20 protein-coding genes and 1 pseudogene are annotated in these 20,085 nt (G+C 27.6%); 17 read left to right on the top strand and 4 right to left on the bottom strand.

The window, feature by feature from the left end; all coding sequences use genetic code 11:
- Nucleotides 1-4 precede the first annotated feature (4 nt).
- Nucleotides 5-562 carry a UvrB/UvrC motif-containing protein gene (locus EPJ72_RS10855; protein WP_147732161.1) on the top strand — a complete coding sequence of 186 codons (558 nt, stop codon included), beginning with the start codon at nt 5-7 and terminating at the stop codon, nt 560-562.
- Nucleotides 549-1,580 (top strand): guanido phosphotransferase, encoded by a 1,032-nt coding sequence (locus EPJ72_RS10860; RefSeq protein WP_147732162.1) that lies wholly within the window; start codon nt 549-551, stop codon nt 1,578-1,580. Before EPJ72_RS10855 ends, EPJ72_RS10860 begins: the two co-directional genes overlap by 14 nt.
- A gap of 2 nt (nt 1,581-1,582) precedes the next feature.
- Here EPJ72_RS10860 and EPJ72_RS10865 read toward each other — a convergent pair whose 3' ends face one another.
- The 3 genes from EPJ72_RS10865 to rplS all read right to left on the bottom strand — a co-directional run bounded on the left by EPJ72_RS10865 (nt 1,583) and on the right by rplS (nt 3,392).
- Complete coding sequence (locus EPJ72_RS10865) at nt 1,583-1,999, bottom strand: hypothetical protein (protein WP_147732163.1); 417 nt, start codon at nt 1,997-1,999, stop codon at nt 1,583-1,585.
- An 85-nt stretch (nt 2,000-2,084) separates the two neighbouring features.
- Complete coding sequence (locus tag EPJ72_RS10870) at nt 2,085-2,912, bottom strand: sulfide/dihydroorotate dehydrogenase-like FAD/NAD-binding protein (RefSeq protein WP_147732164.1); 828 nt, start codon at nt 2,910-2,912, stop codon at nt 2,085-2,087.
- Between the two features lie 36 nt (nt 2,913-2,948).
- Nucleotides 2,949-3,392, bottom strand: coding sequence for a 50S ribosomal protein L19 (rplS, locus tag EPJ72_RS10875; RefSeq protein WP_147732165.1), 444 nt, complete (start codon nt 3,390-3,392; stop codon nt 2,949-2,951).
- A gap of 300 nt (nt 3,393-3,692) precedes the next feature.
- On the opposite strand from rplS, the gene EPJ72_RS10880 reads away from it, so the two are divergent.
- Genes EPJ72_RS10880 through map form a run of 4 tightly spaced genes read left to right on the top strand, consistent with a single transcriptional unit; the run spans nt 3,693 to nt 9,272 of the window.
- Complete coding sequence (locus tag EPJ72_RS10880; RefSeq protein WP_147732166.1) at nt 3,693-5,753, top strand: hypothetical protein; 2,061 nt, start codon at nt 3,693-3,695, stop codon at nt 5,751-5,753.
- A 16-nt stretch (nt 5,754-5,769) separates the two neighbouring features.
- The gene (locus tag EPJ72_RS10885; RefSeq protein WP_147732167.1) at nt 5,770-8,154 is read left to right on the top strand and encodes an AAA family ATPase; all 2,385 of its coding nucleotides are present in this window, start codon (nt 5,770-5,772) and stop codon (nt 8,152-8,154) included.
- A 40-nt stretch (nt 8,155-8,194) separates the two neighbouring features.
- A complete protein-coding gene (locus EPJ72_RS10890) occupies nt 8,195-8,461 on the top strand; it encodes a hypothetical protein (protein WP_147732168.1) in 267 nt (88 codons plus the stop codon).
- A gap of 13 nt (nt 8,462-8,474) precedes the next feature.
- Complete coding sequence (gene map, locus EPJ72_RS10895; RefSeq protein WP_147732169.1) at nt 8,475-9,272, top strand: type I methionyl aminopeptidase; 798 nt, start codon at nt 8,475-8,477, stop codon at nt 9,270-9,272.
- Between the two features lie 258 nt (nt 9,273-9,530).
- Here map and EPJ72_RS10900 read toward each other — a convergent pair whose 3' ends face one another.
- A complete protein-coding gene (locus EPJ72_RS10900; RefSeq protein WP_147732170.1) occupies nt 9,531-10,415 on the bottom strand; it encodes an MBL fold metallo-hydrolase in 885 nt (294 codons plus the stop codon).
- A gap of 161 nt (nt 10,416-10,576) precedes the next feature.
- Between EPJ72_RS10900 and EPJ72_RS10905 the strand changes: the two genes are divergently transcribed.
- The 11 genes and pseudogenes from EPJ72_RS10905 (at nt 10,577) to EPJ72_RS10955 (ending at nt 20,028) form a co-directional block, all read left to right on the top strand.
- The gene (locus EPJ72_RS10905) at nt 10,577-11,437 is read left to right on the top strand and encodes a DMT family transporter (protein WP_147732171.1); all 861 of its coding nucleotides are present in this window, start codon (nt 10,577-10,579) and stop codon (nt 11,435-11,437) included.
- Nucleotides 11,438-11,455: 18 nt separating this feature from the next.
- Nucleotides 11,456-11,917 (top strand): YbaK/EbsC family protein, encoded by a 462-nt coding sequence (locus EPJ72_RS10910; protein WP_147732172.1) that lies wholly within the window; start codon nt 11,456-11,458, stop codon nt 11,915-11,917.
- Between the two features lie 158 nt (nt 11,918-12,075).
- Nucleotides 12,076-12,741 (top strand): annotated as a pseudogene (locus EPJ72_RS10915) (IS1595 family transposase).
- 79 nt (nt 12,742-12,820) lie between these two features.
- A complete protein-coding gene (locus EPJ72_RS10920; RefSeq protein ID WP_242005003.1) occupies nt 12,821-13,183 on the top strand; it encodes a PepSY-like domain-containing protein in 363 nt (120 codons plus the stop codon).
- Nucleotides 13,184-13,490: 307 nt separating this feature from the next.
- The gene (gene flgE / locus EPJ72_RS10925) at nt 13,491-14,816 is read left to right on the top strand and encodes a flagellar hook protein FlgE (RefSeq protein ID WP_147732174.1); all 1,326 of its coding nucleotides are present in this window, start codon (nt 13,491-13,493) and stop codon (nt 14,814-14,816) included.
- 62 nt (nt 14,817-14,878) lie between these two features.
- The gene (locus EPJ72_RS10930) at nt 14,879-15,103 is read left to right on the top strand and encodes a flagellar FlbD family protein (protein ID WP_147732175.1); all 225 of its coding nucleotides are present in this window, start codon (nt 14,879-14,881) and stop codon (nt 15,101-15,103) included.
- A 42-nt stretch (nt 15,104-15,145) separates the two neighbouring features.
- A complete protein-coding gene (locus EPJ72_RS10935; protein ID WP_147732176.1) occupies nt 15,146-15,937 on the top strand; it encodes a motility protein A in 792 nt (263 codons plus the stop codon).
- A gap of 18 nt (nt 15,938-15,955) precedes the next feature.
- Nucleotides 15,956-16,756: an OmpA family protein gene (locus EPJ72_RS10940; RefSeq protein WP_147732177.1), complete on the top strand. Its 801-nt coding sequence runs from the start codon at nt 15,956-15,958 to the stop codon at nt 16,754-16,756.
- 11 nt (nt 16,757-16,767) lie between these two features.
- Nucleotides 16,768-17,640, top strand: coding sequence for a class I SAM-dependent methyltransferase (locus tag EPJ72_RS10945; protein WP_147732178.1), 873 nt, complete (start codon nt 16,768-16,770; stop codon nt 17,638-17,640).
- Nucleotides 17,641-17,726: 86 nt separating this feature from the next.
- Nucleotides 17,727-19,220: a hypothetical protein gene (locus EPJ72_RS10950; protein WP_147732179.1), complete on the top strand. Its 1,494-nt coding sequence runs from the start codon at nt 17,727-17,729 to the stop codon at nt 19,218-19,220.
- A gap of 88 nt (nt 19,221-19,308) precedes the next feature.
- On the top strand, nt 19,309-20,028 hold the full coding sequence (locus tag EPJ72_RS10955) for a SurA N-terminal domain-containing protein (protein ID WP_147732180.1): 720 nt from the start codon (nt 19,309-19,311) through the stop codon (nt 20,026-20,028).
- Nucleotides 20,029-20,085 lie beyond the last annotated feature (57 nt).

Genomic DNA, 20,085 nt, shown 5'->3' on the forward strand with positions numbered 1-20,085 from the left:
CATCTTGAGTTGTAATATTTGTGGCAAGAATCTTGCTGTTTTACATATAAAAGAATCTATAGGTAATAAAAAATATGAAATGCATATCTGTGAAGAATGCGAGAAAAAAATGAATATAATGGAAAAATGCATAGAACTTGAATTTGATAATTTGCATACAATATTTCCAGAATCTAAACCAGTTGTTAATTTAAAAAAGAAAAGTGTAAAAAGACCTAAACTAAAAGATAAAATATGTCCTTCTTGCGGTTATTCTTTAAGAGAGTTTAAAAAAACAGGTATAATATCTTGTCCTAAATGTTATGAGAACTTCTCTGAAAGTATAGCTAAACATGTAAGAAAAATACATACATACAACAAACATTTAGGAAGAGTTGCTAATAAAAACCTCACTAATAGAGATATAGAAGAAAAAATTAAACAATATGAAGCTACTATGGACATGCTCATCAAAATAGAAAACTATGAAGAAGCTTCTATTATTAAAAATAAAATAGAAAACCTTAAACAAACTTTGAATATAAAAGAAACTTTAAGTGAAAATAAAGATGTCCGCAGATAATATTGCTAAATGGATATATAAAAAAGGCTTAGAAGATAATATAATATTATATTCTAAAGTATCCATATATAGAAATATAGACAATATTAGATTCTATAATCATATAGATAAAGATGATATAGAAAAAATCGACAGCATTCTAACAAAAGAAATAGAAGAACTTAGAATATTAGATATTTATCTTGAAAAAATAAAGTTAAGAGAGATTGCTCCATTAGAAATTAAGCTTTTAAAAGAAAACCTAACAATACCAAATAAAAGAAATCTGCTAAATGCTTCACTTTATATGGATGAAGATGAGGAAACATCTATCTTAATAAATTCTAATGAACATTGCGAGATACAAACTATAGCTAGAGGCTTAGAAATAGAAGAATGTTTTAATAGGGCTTATAAAATAGAGAGCATGTTGGATAAAAAAATAGATTTTGCTTTTAATAAAAAATTTGGATATTTAACTAGCTCTCCAGAAAAAATAGGTATCGCAATGAATGTAACAGTATCTATGGCAATACCCGCTTTAATATGGAAAACCCCAGATAATATAGAATATTTTATTAATAAAGCATCAAAAAAAGGTTTTGATATATCAATTAGGGCAGGAAGAACTATGCCTGTACTTAATATAACAAACAGAACTATGATGGGTATTTCTGAGAGAGATGTTTTAAATAATATGCTTGAAATCGTAAATTATATTCTAGATAAAGAAAAAAAAATGCGGTTAAAAATAAAAAATATGTATAGGCTAAACATAGAAGATAAAGTTTATAGGAGTAAGTCTTTACTATCAAATGCTAGAGTTATGAATTATATGGAGTTTATAAAGCATAATTTATGGCTTAGAGTTGGTTTAGATTGCAATATTATTGATGATATAGATTTAGATACTTTATCTTATATGATGTTTATTACTAAAAATAATCATTTAAAAGCAATGTTTCATAGCAAAAAAAAGTATAAGAAATATTCTGAGATGAGAGCTGCTGCCTTAAGAAATATAATGAGTACAAAATAAATTTACTTCATTAATAATTTTAAAATATCTAATATATTATAAGTTCTTGTTTTATTTGAAAGATTAATTGTAATTGGAAATATAGCAAATAGTTTTAATTTACCATTAACAATATATATCTTAAACTTAGATTTTTTAAAATTAAAAAAATCTGATATTAAATTAGAAGTTTCTTTATTATAAAACACAACATTGATATTAACACTTGATGATGAACGAGATTTAATAGATATATTTTCCGAAACACAATAGGCAAACTTTTCATTTCTGCTGTTAATAAGATTACATTCAAAATCTTCTAAAATCATTTTTATTGGGGCATTATTTTTTATATTAACAACAACATTTACATTTGTAGTGTCCCATTCAAATTTTTTTAATTCAAAACCTCCCAAACTATAATCTACAGGTAATTTCAAATTATACTCCTTAAAGATTAAAAAAGAGCTATAACCTTAAATAGATTATAACTCTTATTTTTATTAATAGATACTTAAAATACCATTAATTAGCCAATTTTAAATTACATTCATGCTCTTCTTTTTTATACATAGCCTGTCTTTTCATTAGTAAGTCAAAATCAACTAAATGACCATCAAATTCAGGACCTTCAACACAAGCAAATTTAGTTTGAGTACCAACTAATACTCTACAGCAACCGCACATACCTGTACCATCAATCATAATAGGGTTCAAACTAACAGTAGTAGGCAGATTATATTCTTTAGTAAGCTTACAAACAAATTTCATCATAATAGCAGGACCAATAGCTATAACCTCAGAAATTTTCTCCCCCCTATCATATATCTTTTTAATCATATCTGTAACTAAACCCTTCTCACCATAACTTCCATTATCAGTACAAATTAATAGTTCATCAGATACTTTTTTCATCATATCTTCCATAATGATAAGCGATTTATCTCTAGCACCTAATATTGATATAACCTTATTACCAGCATTATGATGGGCCTGTACTATAGGATGCAAAGGAGCTATGCCGACACCTCCTCCAACACCAAGTATAATACCATCTTGCTTTTCAATATGAGTAGGCTGTCCCAATGGTCCTATAACGTCCATTATCTCATCGCCAACTTTAAGTCCCATTAATTTAGTTGTAGAATAACCAATACTTTGAGTTACTATGGTAATTGTTCCTGCTTCAGGGTCAGCATCAGCTATAGTAAGAGGCACTCTCTCTCCTAACTCATCTAATCTAAAAATAATAAAATTACCTGCTTTACGATGTTTAGCTATATCTGGAGCTACAATTTTCATCATAAAAACTTTGTCTGACCATTGTTCTTTGGCAACAATCTTATAGCCCATAAAGATTTATCCTTAAAAATATAAAATTATTATAATTTATTGATTATTTTCTGTTGTTGTTGTTTCTTCTGCTGATTGTTCTTCTTTTGGAGACTCTTCAGACTTTAATAAATCTGAATGCTTAGGTATTTTTACACCAAGTCTTTCTACTAAGCGAGCTTTTTTACCTACTTTATCTCTTAAATAATAAAGTTTAGCTCTTCTTACTTTAGCCTTTCTTATAATATCAATATGGTCTATTCTAGGAGAGTTTACTAAAAATATCCTCTCAACGCCTACACCATAAGATATTTTTCTAACTATAAAACTTTTATTTATGCCTTTACCACGCATTGAAATAACAACACCTTCAAATGCTTGTAATCTTTCTCTGTCACCTTCTATTATTTTTACCCATACTTTTACTGTATCACCTATTTCAAAAGGTAAAATAGCTTCTTTTTTATGTTTTGCTTCTACTAATCTAATCTGTTGCTCCATTGGTTTTTCTCCTAAAAAAATTTATATTAATTTAACTAAATACATTTCATAGAATTTATATTTTATCACAATATACTAATTTAATCAAGTACTAATATAGAGATTTTTTGTTTAACTATTATACACATATTTTAAAATAAAATTTTATTTTAATAAAAAAACATAAATTCATATGAAAATATAAAAAATATTGCCTATATCCTTTTAAAATAAAATTTTCAAGTAAAAAACTCTTTATCCGATAAAAATACAATAATAGTAAAAAAGATATAGCTATAGTAGATACAAGGGTTTAGAGTTATGAATAATGATAAAAAGCAAAAAATTATTAAAACAATTCTTAGTTTGATGATATCATTTTTAATGATTTTTATAGTCGCTATGTTTGCAAGAGTTGCAAGCAATACAATATTGCCTCAAAATAGTAAAGTATCTGTATTAATTAATGATTATTTAGATATGATGATGCAGATGATGGATAAATTTGCTACAAACTTAAAAATAAAGAGAAATACAGTATCAGAATATCAGGTAAATTTAATAACTCAATCTATATCAGATTATGTAGGATATAGTATGTATCAAACTGCTGATATATTAAAAGATTATAACCCATATAAAAATTATTCAAAAGCGGAATTAGAAAAATATAAAAATGATTATTATAAAATGACTTTAGAAAATCCTTATTTAAGAAGCATGACAGTTTTTTCTATAGACGGTAAAATGAGGCTCAATCTATATTCGGCTAATCATAAATCTTGGCCTATAGAATTACAAGATAATTTATTAAAAGAAATAAAAAATAAAGGCTCTTTAGTATTAAATGCTGAAAATGAAAATGCATTCTATATAATGGAATATATTAAAAATAAACATGGTGAAATTATTGTTACTACAAGAAATGATTATTCTTATGTATCTGATATAGCTATGTATTATCAAGTGGCAGATAAAAGACTTTATATAAGCGATTCTAGAGATTTGGTTTATAATGTGAGAGAATCTGTGGGAGAGAAATCTATAGAAAAAGTATCTAGTGTTATTAATAGATTTGCTTATTATAAAAAACAACCTAGTTTTATAGTTAATGATTCATTATCTGTATCTATGATAGGAAAAGAATATCCTAATTATTTTGAATTAATAGTATTAGCTGCTACTGCTTTACTTATATTATTATTCCAACTAATATTAAGCGGAATAATTAATTTCTTTAAATATTTAATGCAAATTAAAACTAATAGAGATTTTTTAGAGAGTGTGAAAGGTGAAAATGAATTGTTTATAGATGAAAGTTTAGTAAAGGCAGATATACCAAAATCTACCGTAATAGATGATATGCCTCCAATAATAGAAAGATTGCATTATAAAATACCAGAAAAATATTTTGAGAATAATAAAAAAGAAAAAAAAGAAGACAAGTTTAATATTGCAAAAGATATATCAAATATTGTAAATATGATAAAGTTCAATAAATATAATCCTGATAAAAATGAAGATATGAATAATAATACAGCAATAGCAGAAACAGAAGAAACAGTAGAAAAATTAATAATAGAAGAAAAAACAGAAGAAATAAAAGATAACAGTACAATAATAGAAGAAGATAATCTTGATAATATTTATTCATTAAGCTATATAGAAAATGAAGTTGATAGAGAATTCGAAAAAAATAAAAAAGAAGAAGATTTAACAGAATTTGTAGAAGAGCAAAAGATATCAGAAGAAGATGAAATATTAGAATATGATGATATATATAATAATACATTAGAAGAGATTTATAAAACAGAAGAGTATAGTAAATATAATAACAATGAAGAAGAATATTATAATAACGAAATAGAAAATACAGAAAATAATAACGATAATACTAATTTATATAATGATGAGATAAGCACTTTAGAAGAGATACGCACTTTTAATCAAGAAGCTGAAAATATATATCAAGAAATAGAAAACGATAAGCACAATGAATATTATTCTTTAAATGACGAATATAGTAATAATGAATATTATAATGCTGAAGATATAAGAGATAGAAAAATTATTAAAAGTGATTTATCATATAATAATTATAATAACGAAAATACTTTTAATTTAGAAATAGAAAAAATAAGTGAAGTAGAAGATACAGATAAAACAGAAGAAAAACAAGAGGCAGTAGAAGAAGTAAAAGAAAATATTAATATGGAAATATATAATTCATATAATAATCTAGAAAATAATACTGCAGAAAAAATAAAAAATAATATAGACACTAAAAGAACAGAAGATGTATTTGCTGCTTTTGATAAGATGTTATCTTCAATAATAAGTAAAGCAGAAGAAGATGCTAGAAAAAGTATAACTAAAAAATAATATAGGTGGTTTTTTTATGTTTGATAGACATAATAATATTTCTATTTTTGTATATATAGCTATTTTGCTTAATGCTATAATTATTGCTCTATTTATCACTTTTGTATTTGGATTAAAAAAAGATGCTTTTGATATAGATACAAAAAAACTTGATAGAACATCTCTTATATGTCAAAATAATATATTAAGTCTTATAAATGATTATGATAATAGATTAGATAAAATAATAGAGAGTTATAACTTTCCTTCATTACTTCAAAATGTAGTATTAAATGGAATGAATGAAGATGAAAAAAATAGAATTATATCTATTTTTAGAAGCGGTAATTATGCTTTTGATACTGTAGGTCTTTATTTTTCTGATGGACGTGCCGTATTTTCTTCTCCAGACAATAGAAAAAGCATAAACCTTAATGCATTAAAAGTAAATGATAAAAAAGCTTATTTCGATCAAGATTTTGACGGAGTTTATTTTGTTAAACCAATTAAAAATGAAAAAGGTTTAGAAGTTGGATATATTGTAGCAAGCGTATTTAAAAAGATTTTTGAAAACACTTCATACAATTTAAACTTCCTGCTTATACCTAATGGGGTAATATATTATAATCCTTCTATAAATATCAATAGTATTTCAAGAGATGCATTATATCAATATATGAATAATCCTGGTTTAATAAATATAGGTGCTTATTCATATATATTACACTCAAGCAATGTTAAAGATATAAATAACTTTAATGTTGGAATATTAGAACTTGATGTACCTATAATACAAAAATATTTAAAATATATTTTACTTGTTATACTTTCTTCTTCATTAATATTTTTAATATCAAGTGTATTATACGAAAGAAAAAAATTACAAACACAAAATGTTTCTGATATAGAAGATGATAGTATATATTCAGATAATGATAATATTGTAGAAGATGATGAGTATAATAATTTTGATGATGATAACAATCTTGATGATTTTAATTATGATTTAGACACATTAAATGAAGATATAGAATATTTAAATAATATAGAATCAAAAAATAAAAAACATATTGATAGAAAAAGTAAATTGGAATTACCTGATTTAGATGAAATAGAAAATGCTGTAAATAATATAAGCAAAGAAGATTTATTAGATATTGAAGATTTGCAAGACATAGAAGACAGTATTGACAACGATGATATTAAATTAGATAATATAAAAGAAGATAATAATGAAGATGAGCATTTAAATATTGATAATATTGAGGATTTAGAAAACATAGAAGAGAGTATCAATGATGAAGCTATTAAAATAGATAATATTGATGATATAGAAAACAACACTGATGAGCATTTAAACTTAGATAATGTTGAAGACTTGGAAAACATAGAAGATGGTATTGATGATGAAGCTATTAAAATAGACAATATTGAGGATATAGAAAACAACACTGATGAGCGTTTAAACTTAGATAATGTGGAAGACTTGGAGAACATAGAAGAGAGTATTGATGATGAAGCTATTAAAATAGACAATATTGATGAAGATTATAATCCGATACCAAATATAGATAATTTAGATAATAATATAGTATCTGAAGAAGATAAAGAATTAGATTATGTACCTACATTAGATAATGTACTAGAAGATAATGATGAATATGATGATAAAGATATTATAAGAGGGATAGATGATATTATTTCTGATGATGAGGAGGATATTTTGATAAGTCACGGTTCTATAATTGATGATGAAATTAGTAAAAAGGAAGATGATTATTTCTCTTCTTTAGATTCTTTTAATCTTGCTCTTAATAAAGATTTTCTGTTTGATGATCATAAAGATGAATTTGATAAATCACATGACTATGATAGTGATGAAATAATAAAAAAAGCAAGTGAAGATGATGTATTTGATACAGAAGATTTAATAGACAGCGAATTATATGACCCTGAAGAGAAAAGACCTGCTATGCCTGATGATTATAAAAAAGCTGAAGAGAAAGTAAGAGATAATATGACTTCAAATTGGAAAAATATTCTTAAGGCAATTAAAGGCGAGAAGTTTGTAAATAAAAATTTAGATGAAATGCTATATTGGATAAAAGAAAAATCTGGACTTAATGTATTACATTCTGCTATGCTTACCAAAGATGAAAACGGTATATATAAAATAACAGATTCTCAAAATCTTACGGAAGATACTAAAAATAAACTAGAGATAGATGAAAATGAAGCTTTATTTAAAAAGATATTATCATCTAAAAAGACATTATATGTATCAGATCCTTTCTCATCATTATCATTAAAGATTAAATTTGATGAGAAAGACAGAGAAAATGTTTCTCATATTATATTTATACCTATACAAGATGAAGAAGCTCAATTAAAATCTTTCTTTATAGGGCTTTCTTCAAATTGATATTAAAAAAAATATATATCAAAATAAATAAGAGGTAAAAATGGAATATTTGATAGTAGTAGCTGCTTTCATATTAATAGGGATAGTAATAAGCCTAATTTTTTATAATATTTTGCATATAAAAGTATTTGGTGGATGGGTTATGATGTTTATAATAGCTACTATTGGAGCTTTACTTGGTTCATATTATTTACCGAGATTAACTGAAATAGTAAGCTATATTAATATTAATCTATCATCTTCAATTTTAGGTGCTATTATTTTGGTTATACTGCTTAGAATATTCACACCTAAATCATTAAAATAGTAAGGCAAAAATAATGTTTATTAAAAACAATACAACAGATATTGTAAAGCCTTCTATTAAAGATGATAAAGCTATAGAAAATATTAAAAAAGCAGCAAAAATAGCACATGAAGCTATAGACTTAGCATTTAAACATTCTCTATCAGGAACAAGGGCTTCAAAAATAGATAAAGATGTTGAGAAATTTATAAAATCCAAAGGAGCATATCCTGCCAATTTGGAAGTGCCTGAATATGGTTATTCTACAAGCATATCTATAGGAAATGAAATAGCACATGGAAGACCAACTAATAAAAAAATATTAGTGCAAGGCGATATTATATGTATTGATATAGGAGTTAAATATAATGACTATTATGCAGACTGTGCTAGAACTATGGTTGTTAAAGGCAATCAATTAAACTCAAGTAATAAAAAAGCATATAAATTAATTAAAGCCTGTAAAGAATCTTTAGAATATGCTATATGCAAATTAAGACCAAATATACTTTTGAGCATATATGGAAGAGAAGTTGAAAAAAAAGTAAATGAATATGGTTATAGTATAATAAAATCTCTTACAGGGCATGGTGTTGGATATGAATATCATGAAGCTCCGTATATATTTAATTTTTATCATCCAAATAATGATGTAAAACTAGAAGAGAATATGGTTTTGGCATTAGAATTAATGATAGCTGAAGGCTCTGATAAATATGTGATAGAAAATGACGGTTGGACTATATCTACTGCTGATTACTCTTTTGCTGCTCATTTTGAACATACTGTTTTAATTAAGAAACATGGTGTTGAGATACTAGGAATAGATTAATTTACAGTAACTCTGCTCTAAAACTTTTTACACATAAATAATTATATTTTATTATATGAGTTTTTTTATTAACTTTTTCCCGCATTCGCTTTGTTTTTATTCAACTTTTTCCCGCGTACGAGCTGTACCACCTTGCCGCACGGTAATGCTATGCTTTAATTATAACTTCTTAGTCGTGCGGGGGAGTGCATTTTAATGTACAATTAAATTATAAAATTTATAATAAAAATGCAGTTCTTTTGCTTCTTTTATATATACTTAAATAATAATATAAGAACCCTCTTTGGCAAAAGCTAATTGCAAATCTATGCCTTCTTTTCTTAAAAAAGCTAAAAGTTTATTGTAAATCAATTTTATTTGTGCATCGGTTCTGTCTTGATTATGATGGTGAATAATAACATAAGGCACTTCTGCATCAAGCCCAACTTGTATTGCATCATTTAAAGTAGAATGCCCCCAGCCAACATGACCATTAATATATTCGCTTTTTGTATACTCCCCTTCTATAATTAAAACATTAGCCCCTCTCACATAATCTATAAGCCTTGCATGAAGCAAATTAGCATTATTATTATAATGATCTAATGATGGGTGCTGTATATGAAGACGTTTTTTATAAGGTTCATGGTCTGTAAGATAAACTACAGTTTTGTCATTAGAAGTTATTTTGTAAGATAAAGTATAGCAAGGGTGATTAACCCATAAGGCTTCTACTATCATATTGCCGTAATTTATTTTTTTTCCTTCATAGAAAGGTTCAAATTTAATAGAAGCAGCAAACTGCTCAAGATTAATAGGAAAATAATCTTTAGCTAATATATTATTAATTGTTTCATACATCTCTTCATGATTATCTTTAGGACCATAAATTGTAAAGCTATATTTATTAGAATAAAACGGTGCAAAAAAAGGTATGCCTATTATATGATCCCAATGGAAATGCGTTAATAAAATAATGCTTTCTTTTTTTTCGCTTTTAAGAGCATAATATCCAAGATTTTTTATTCCGCTTCCTGCATCAAGTATAATATAATTGCCTTCATCATCAATAACTTGTAAGCAAGACGTGTTGCCGCCGTATTCACTAAAACTAGTACCGGGGGTTGGTATAGAACCTCTGCTTCCTAAAAATCTAACTTTCAAATTCTACTCTTAAACAAATTTTTATATATAAATCATACACTATAAAGTAAAAAAATCAATCTAATAATAATACAATTTACAATATTTTGATTATTGAAAAATGCAAAAAAAATATTATAATTTTGAGAAAATAAATTAATATATATATATTTTTTATAGTAATGGGAAAGAGCATCTTTTTACTTATTGGAGTAACAGCATTATCAATGTCAGCAATATTTGTAAGACTAGCTAATGCTCCCTCTTCAATAACAGCATTTTATAGATTATTATTTTCATTTATAATAATTTTGCCTATACTTCTAATAAAAAATTTAGAAGAGCTAAAAAAAATAAGCAAAAAAGATTTTCTATTATCATTAGTATCAGGCATAGCTTTAGCATTGCATTATTCACTATGGTTTCAATCTTTAAAATACACCTCCGTTGCAAGCTCTACTGTAATAGTAACACTTCAACCTTTATTTTCTATAGTAGCAGGTTATTTTATATTTAAAGAGAGATATACAAAATTAGCAATACTCGGTTTTATTATAGCTATAATAGGCTCTATCATAATAGGCTGGGGAGATTTTCAAGTAAGCACTACCGCCTTAATTGGAGATGTTTTGGCATTTATATCAGCAGGACTCATTAGTGCTAACTTTTTACTTGGGCAATATATAAGAAAAAGATTATCCGCTCTTACATACACAGGTTTAACATATTTGGCATCATCTGTATTTTTATTTTTTGTGGTAATATTCACCAACACACCTCTTACAGGATATCCATTATATACTTGGCTTAATATATTAGGTTTAACTTTAGTTTCTACAATGCTTGGACATGTGGTATTTATGTGGCTTTTAAAATGGTTTTCTGCTAGTGTTGTATCTATGACTATATTGGGTGAAGCTGTGGGAGCTTGTATATTAGGATATTTTATATTAAAAGAGAGTATCAGCATTAATCAGTTTATAGGAATAATAGTAATTTTATTTGGAATAGGATTATTTTTAAAAGAGCATAGACAAAATTAAATATAATGGAGAATATTCATGATTAGTGAAAAAGTATTAAAAGTTTTAAATGAATTAGGAATAGAGCATAAGGAATTTGAAGAGAAGGGAGCTACAAAAACAGTTGAAGATGCTGCCAAATCTTTAAATATAGAAAAAGGACAGGTTGCTAAATCTATATTATTAAAACCAGTAAAAAAAGATTTTTTTATGCTTATAGCATCTGGAGATAAAAAAATTTCTTCAAAAAAGACTAAAGAATATTTTGGATGTAAAACCAATTTTGCAAGTGCTGAGGATACTTTTAACTTAACAGGCTTTACTTTTGGAGGAGTATGCCCATTTGGAATAGATGAAAGAATTACTGTATTAGTTGATAAAAGCATGAATAGATTTGATGATTTATATATAGCATGCGGAAGTGATAGTTCACTTGCTAAGATGAGTTATGATGAGATAATAAATAAAATTTCAAATATAGAAGTAGATTTAACAGAATAAAATCATAAAATATGTTGACATAAATTTAATTTTTGTTTATATTAAGCTTATAAATGTAATTTACTATTAAATATAACAGTAGTAACTTATACAGGAGTTTAATATGATAAAAAAAATAGGGGCTGTCCTAGATAACTTAAATTTGTTAAAATTAAAGTATGAAACGTAGTAAATTAAGTAAAGAAAAACAATTAAAATTAATAGAACATTTTGCAGCAGGAACTACAGCAAGGACTGCCTCTGCTCTTATTGGAATTAATAAAACAGCGTATTATATTATCATATTTAGAGAATTAATATTTGAATATGAGAAAGAAAAAGAAGAAGAAGTTTTTAATGGAGAAATAGAAGTTGATGGCACCGCAAGGGTGTACTTCGTAAAGTTATTTTGGAGGTAAAAGAAAAGGAAAAAGAGGAAGAGGAGCTTGCATATAAAATACCAGTGTTTGGTTTATTAAAAAGAGGCGGAAAAGTATATATAAAAATAATAAATAATACTAAAATTAATGCCTATTATTAGGCAAAAAGTACAGCCTGATAGTATAGTTTATTCAGATTATTATCATAGTTATGATGTTTTAGATGTCTCAGAATTCAAGCACTTTAGAATTAATCATAGTGAAAAGTTTGCTGAAGAAAAGAACCATATTAATGGTATAGAAAATTTTTGGAATCAAGCGAAAAGACATCTTCGTAAATTTAATGGAATACCAAAAGAACATTTTCACTTATTTATTAAAGAATGTCAATTTAGATTTAATAATCCAAAAGTTGACAAACAGTTGGAAATTATATATAATATAGCAAGAAAGGAGCTTTTTTAGTTATCTAGGACAGCCCCAAAAAATATTATCTTCATTAATAGTATTAACAATTTTTTCTACATCAATTTTATTTGCTGATATGATAGTTCCCGCTTCAGCATTGCCGAATCAGGCAGTAACATTCATCAAAAAAATATATCCTAATGCTCAAATATGGAAAGTAGAAAGAGATGGGGCTAAGTTTGATGTTGAGCTGTCAAATGGTGCTAGTATAGATTTTTTAACAAACGGCGACTGGATAAATATAGACGGAGAATATAATGGTGTACCTTTTAGTGTATTGCCTCAAGCGGTTGCTAATACAGTGAAAAAAACATATCCTCAGGCTATGATGGTAAGTGTTGAGAAAGAGTGGGGAAATTACAAAATCAAACTCAACAATATGATGGAAATGTTTATATCATCTAATGGACAATTAATGGGACAGCAATTTGATGATTAATTATATAAAAGGTTTATGAAAAAGTATTATTTTTAAGAGATGCTGCTAAATGTAGCATCTCTTTTTTATTTATATTAATATAAAAACTAAAAAAATAATTTTACAAAAAAATCTAAATAAATATTTTTATTTCTAATTATTATCAATTCAACAAAAACAATAATTTTCACTATCATTTTTATATTATTAAAATTAAATGATAATAAAAAAATATTAAGCAAATTTTAATTATACCGAAAATAATTATAAGAATATAACACAAATTAATTAAATATAAAAAAATTACTTTTATGGAGGAATTCGCCTTATGATGCGTTCATTATTTGCAGGTGTATCTGGATTACAGAATCACCAAACTAGAATGGATGTTGTTGGTAATAACATATCCAATGTAAATACATACGGTTTTAAAAAAGGTAGAGTAACTTTCAAGGATATGATAAGCCAATCTTTGAGCGGAGCTGCTAAGCCGCAGGAAGATAGAGGCGGTATCAATCCTCAGCAGGTTGGTCTTGGTATGCAGGTAGCTACTATAGATACAATACATACTCAAGGAGCTTTACAAGTTACAGGTGTAAATACAGATTTAGCCATTCAAGGAGAAGGTTTTTTTATTGAAAAGAGAGGAAATAATTCTTATTATACAAGAAATGGTGCTTTCTCTTTAGATAAAGATGGTTATTTAGTTAATCCTTCTAATGGTTATAAGGTACAAGGTTGGAATGCAGTACTTAACCCAGAAACAGGAATGATGGAATTAAACACTGCTGCTGGTGTAGAAGATTTAATTATACCAGTAGGTTCAAAAGACCCAGCACGTGCTACACAAAACACTAAGTTCTTCTGTAACCTACAAAAAAATAGCGACACTCACCAAGCAGATTTAACTATTTATGATTCTACAGGAATACCTCGTCAATTAAGAGCAACATTCAATAGAACAGATGTTAACAGATGGGATATGGTAATAGAAGTACCAGAAGCAACAGAAGGAAGCGTAAGTGTTTCAGCAGGAGACCCTGTTGAAGGCGGCGGAAACAATACTTTCCAATTAGTATTTAATGATGCTGGTTCATTGATTTCTGTAAGTGATGGTGCTAACACTCAAACAGAAGGCGTATTAATGCCTAATGTATCTTTCACATATACAGGTACAGACGGAGAAGTAAATCAAACTATTAACCTTACTTTAGGAGAAGTTGGTTTATTTAATGGTATTACACAATTTGAATCACCTTCTACAACTAAAGCTATAGAGCAAGACGGTTATACTATGGGTATGCTTGAAGGATTCAGCTTTGATGACAGCGGTCAGATTACTGGTGTATTTACAAATGGTAACAGAAAAACTTTAGGACAGGTTGCTTTGGCTAAGTTTAATAATGCCGGCGGTTTAGAGAAAGCAGGAGATACTTTATTTGTAGAAAGTAATAACTCTGGTGCTGCTAATATCGGGGTTGCTGCTGCTGAAGGAAGAGGTTCTATTAAAGCTGGTACTTTAGAGATGTCTAACGTTGATTTGAGCGAACAATTTACTGATATGATAGTAACTCAAAGAGGTTTCCAAGCTAATGCTAGAACTATAACTACAGCTGATCAATTGCTTCAAGAGGTTATAGCACTTAAAAGATAAATAAAATATTAGACTTTTTGTTTTTTTTTAGTATAATATAATGGTTAGGAGTTTCTGATATTATGATATATGTAACTAGATTTGACGGAAGCGTTTTATATATTAATCCACATCAAATAGAGTTTATGGAGGAAACTCCTGATTTGGTTATTACTATGCTATCTGGAAGAAAAGTGCTGACTAAAGATAGCTTTGAAACTGTATTAAATAGAATAGTGGAATATAGAACTAGAATAGTAAATGAAAATTCTACTAAAAAACCTTCTTTCTATGGTAATGAAGATTAGAAAGAAAATAAAAAATAAATAAAATATTAGAGAGTAAAAAATATGGATATTATAGTACCTTTAGGTTTTTTCTTAGTTATAGGTATCAATTTATTTGGTATAATTTCAGGTGGTGGTAATGTTGGACACATGGTGGACATTGCTTCTGCAGTTGTAACAGGATTAGGAGGAACTACTTCTCTTTTCGTTGCAAATGACATAGGAACTATATTGGGTGTACCTAGAGCTATTAAAGTTCTTTTAAATAAACCTAACTATGATGAAGCACAAATCATTATTACTTTAATAAGTTTTTCTGAAAAGGCAAGAAGAGAAGGTTTGCTTGTACTTGAAGATGATATACAGGAAGTGGCAGATTCTTTTCTTAAAAAAGGTATGCAGCTTGTAGTAGACGGAACGGATCCAGAATTAGTAAAAAACATTTTGAATACAGAAATAGATAACGTAGAAGCAAGACACGATACAGTAAGAAAGGTATTTGAAGATGCTGCTTCATTATATCCTGCTTGGGGTATGATTGGTACATTAATCGGACTTGTAATAATGCTTAGAAGCTTGGGTGGCGGCGGCGGTGTTGAAGCCATCGGTTCTGGTATGGCGGTGGCACTTATTACTACTTACTACGGTTCAGTTATAGCTAACGGTTTTGCTTTGCCTATAGCAGGCAGACTTGCTGCAAGACACGCTTCTGAGGCTATTGTACAGAGCATTATGCTTGAGGGTATATTATCTATACAGGCTGGTGATAACCCTAGAATTGTTAAAGATAAATTAGTATCTTTCTTACCTCCTCCTCAACGTCAAAAAGTTAATGAGCAGGTTGGAGATAGATAAATAATTTAAGGATATATAATGGCTACTATTAAATTTGGTAAAAAAGCTAAAAAAGTTGGTGATAAAGCACAAGTACCGGGACCTTCCGCTCCTCTATGGCTTCAAACATATGGGGATTTCGTTACTTTGGTACTTACGTTCTTCGTATTAATACTTTCTACTATGTCTGAATCTATTAGTGATTCTACTATGCAGCTGCTTGCTACTGCTTTTCGGGGTTCTTTCGGTAATTTATCTGGAGGGGTTACTTTATCGCAGAGTAAATTAGTTGCTGGCGGTGCTAATGTAGATGCTTTACCTGCTATGGATAGAGGTTATTCTATGGGTAGAAGTGTAGATAAAGCCGTGTCAGTGTTAGAATCTGAAATAAAAAACAATAAAGTAAGAGTATCCGAAGATGAAAGAGGTTTTGTTATCACATTAGGAGCAGATCAATATTTTGAATCAGCTTCCACAAACATAGTAAACACCCAAAACAATACAGAAACTTTTATTAAAATAGCTTCTGTGCTTAGCACATTACCAAATGATATTAGAATAGAAGGTCATACAGACTCTGGTGCAATATTAGAAGGAAGTACTACAGAAGAGAAATTTGGAAACAACTGGGGGCTTTCTACTGCAAGGGCTATTGTGGTATTAGAAAAAATATTTGAAAGCGACCAAACTGGTAAATTAGACATAAATAAATATTCTGTTGCTGGATATGCTGACACTAGACCTGTGGCTTCTAATGATTTACCGGATGGAAGAGCTTTAAATAGAAGAGTTGATATAGTTGTTGTTCGTAATGATGTAACTTACTATAATCAAAAATAATAAATAATTGTATGATTGTAGCAAGAGATTGGAAAGACTATAAAATTTTAGATGCTGGAAATGGCGAAAAATTTGAGAATATAGGAGGATTTTTAGTATCTCGTCCTGATTCTCAAATTATTTGGCAAAAACAATTAAATAAATGGAATAATTTAGATGCTATATATCATCGCTCGGATAAAGGCGGTGGATATTGGCAGTATATTAACACTCCTAAAGAAAACTTTATCATCAAATACAAAGATTTATCATTCAAAATAGAGTTTACAAACTTCAAACATATAGGTCTTTTCCCAGAGCAGGCCGTTAATTGGCAATTTATAATAGACAAAATAAAAGAAAAAAAATCTTCTACTCATAAAAACAAAGAAATAAAAGCATTGAATTTGTTTGCATATACAGGTGGTGCTACTGTTGCTTGTGCTTATGCTGATTGCGATGAAATAGTGCATGTTGATGCTTCAAAAAAAATTGTTGGGCATGCAAAAACTAATATTGAAATTAATAATTTTCAAAATAAAAAAGTAAGATTTATTATAGAAGATGTTATTAAATTTGTTTTAAGGGAAGTGAGAAGAGAGAGAAAATATGATGTCATTATAATGGATCCTCCAGTATACGGCAGAGGTCCTAACGGAGAGCTTTGGCAAATAGAAACTAGTTTAACAAGATTAGTAGAAGAATGTGTTAAACTGTTATCGCCCTCCCCTATTCTATTTTTAATTAACTGCTATACTGCAAGTTTTTCTCATATATCTCTTAAAAACATTTTACAAACTCAAATTAAAAATAATGGTTTTTTTGAAAGCGGAGAGATAGCTCTTCCTATAGAAAATAGCGATTTAATACTTCCATCAGGAATATATGCAAGGTTTTTTACATAAAATTATAATAACTATTGCTTTTTTTTATTTATGAGTTAAAGTTTTAAATGGGTTTGAGATATATTAATAATTTTTAAGGAAACAATGTGAACACAATAGAAGATTATACCCCCTCAACATCAAAATATGAGTTATATACTCATTTAAGCGAGCAGATAGTATCTGGAAAAATAAAAACTTTATCAGAAATATTTACTTATGCTAGTAATGTTAATTTTGATAAGATTAATGATCATAATAATATTTTAAAAGGATTATTTCAACTTATAAGAAAGATTAATTGGGGATTTTTTAATAATTTAGATAAAGAAACATATCCAAAATTGTGGGACCAATTTGTTATAGAAAATCCTAAATATAATTTTGCAGGAGATTTAAAACTTAGTTTAACTATAGCTGATATTTATATAGCAATGCTTGATATTCATGGATATACTAAATTTTGCGAAGAGAATAAAAACAACCTTTCTAAAATGCATGCTTTAGATGATTTATTACAAAATAAAATTAGTGAGCTTACAAAATTTTATAATGTTATATCTCATAGAAAACAAGGCGATGAAATAGTAATGATGTGCCCATCTGCAACCGATGCTTTAAGTGCTACTATGGCCATTATTGGAGCTTTGAGCAAAAAAAGAATATTAACAGAATGCCCGGATATAGATACATCAATATTTCCAGAGTTTAAAGTAAGTGCTGGTATAGCTGGTGGAATGAGCAACAATTCTCTTATTATCACAGAGGATGGAGATTTATCTGGTTTTCTAATTAACAATGCAGCAAGGATGCAGGCTAGAGCAAATATGTTATCTCCTAAAGAAACTAAAATAATTGTTACAAAAAATTTGCAGTTTAACTTTCTTAAAGAAAACAGCAAAACAAAAAGTGAAATATTTGAAAAAAATATTATATCCTTCTACGACAATGGTATGATATCTTTTAAAGGAACTGAAATTCCTATAGTAGAAGCGATATTTAATCCTAATGAAAAATATAAAGAAGCCTTCTTTAATGAAATGGAAGAACTTGTTAAAAGCATAAAAGGTAATTTGTGGAAGCAGAGATTATTTACAAGCATATTAGATTTAATTTCAAAAGCTGCCAGCTCTATGCCTAAATTCCAAATAAATAAAATAGTTAATGAATATATATCTGCTTATGATAATAAAACTATATGCGACTTATGCAATAATGCTAATGGGGCTTATGTAGTTAAAGAAAACTATAAAGAAGCAATAGACACTTTCGCTCTTATAATAAAATTACTAAAAACAATTCCAGATTTTGACCCTATGGTATTAGAATATGCAGAAAGTATATGCAATGGATACGAAAAAGTTTTGCCTATATATGATACTGTAATAAAAAAAGAAATAGAAATGAACTTAACAGAAATATTCCCTGCAAATCATATACCTATTTTTCAAAATGTACAAAAAGCTAATGAAACTTATAATAAATTAATGAAATATGCCTTAGATAGTAGTGCTTTAAAAAGAAGAAAATCAATTTGGTATGGTATATTAGAAAAAGAACTTAATAATTTAGTGATCAATATGTATTCTGGCAAGAAATAAATATTTATAAAATAGCTTGCACTAATAATACATATATGATAAACTATTGCAACTATTAAGTTGTATTGCAAATTAAGGAGTATTCTTTATGTATATTAAAAAATTATTTTTATCATTAGTAATGTTATCTATATTTTTCGTATCTTGTTCAAAAACAAATACTTCAACCTCTTCAGATTCAATAGCATATCTTCAAGGCGGTGAAGGAGATTGGGTATTAAAAATAGATGATTTCACAATCAATCAAACTAATTTTAATAAAGATTATAAAGTATTCTTAAATTCTATGGTAGCACAAGGAGCAACTCCTGAGCAAATAGCTATGATAGAAAGTGATAATAGATATAAACAAAATTATGCAGAAGATTTAATTAATCAAATACTTCTACTAAAAAAAGCAGAAGCAGATAAATTCTTTGAAACAGAAGAAGCTAAATCTACAATAGATGCTACTATTAGAAATATCAAAGCACAATACTATTATCAAAAACTAATAGAACAAGCAGCAAGCAATGTTCCTGCTCCAACTCCAGAACAAGCTAGAGCATTCTTTGACCAAGTAAAAACTCAATTAGCACAATATGGCATCACAGAATACAATACACAAACAGCTCCTGCGATTGCCCAATTATATAAAAATGCTTATGCAGAACAAAATGTTCAAAGAGATATAATAGATTTAAAAGATAAAGCAGTAATAGAAAGAAATAATGCTGTATTAGGAGAAGCAACTATAGTTCCTCCTACTACTATGCCTAATACACAAGGACAAGCTACTAATAATTTATTACCTAGAGCAACAAATTAATAATATAAAAATAAACACTTGTAAGATATTTTATCTTGCAAGTGAATACACTATAAA

The organism is Brachyspira pilosicoli (genome assembly GCF_008016535.1).
In the GTDB taxonomy this organism is placed as follows: domain Bacteria; phylum Spirochaetota; class Brachyspiria; order Brachyspirales; family Brachyspiraceae; genus Brachyspira; species Brachyspira pilosicoli_A.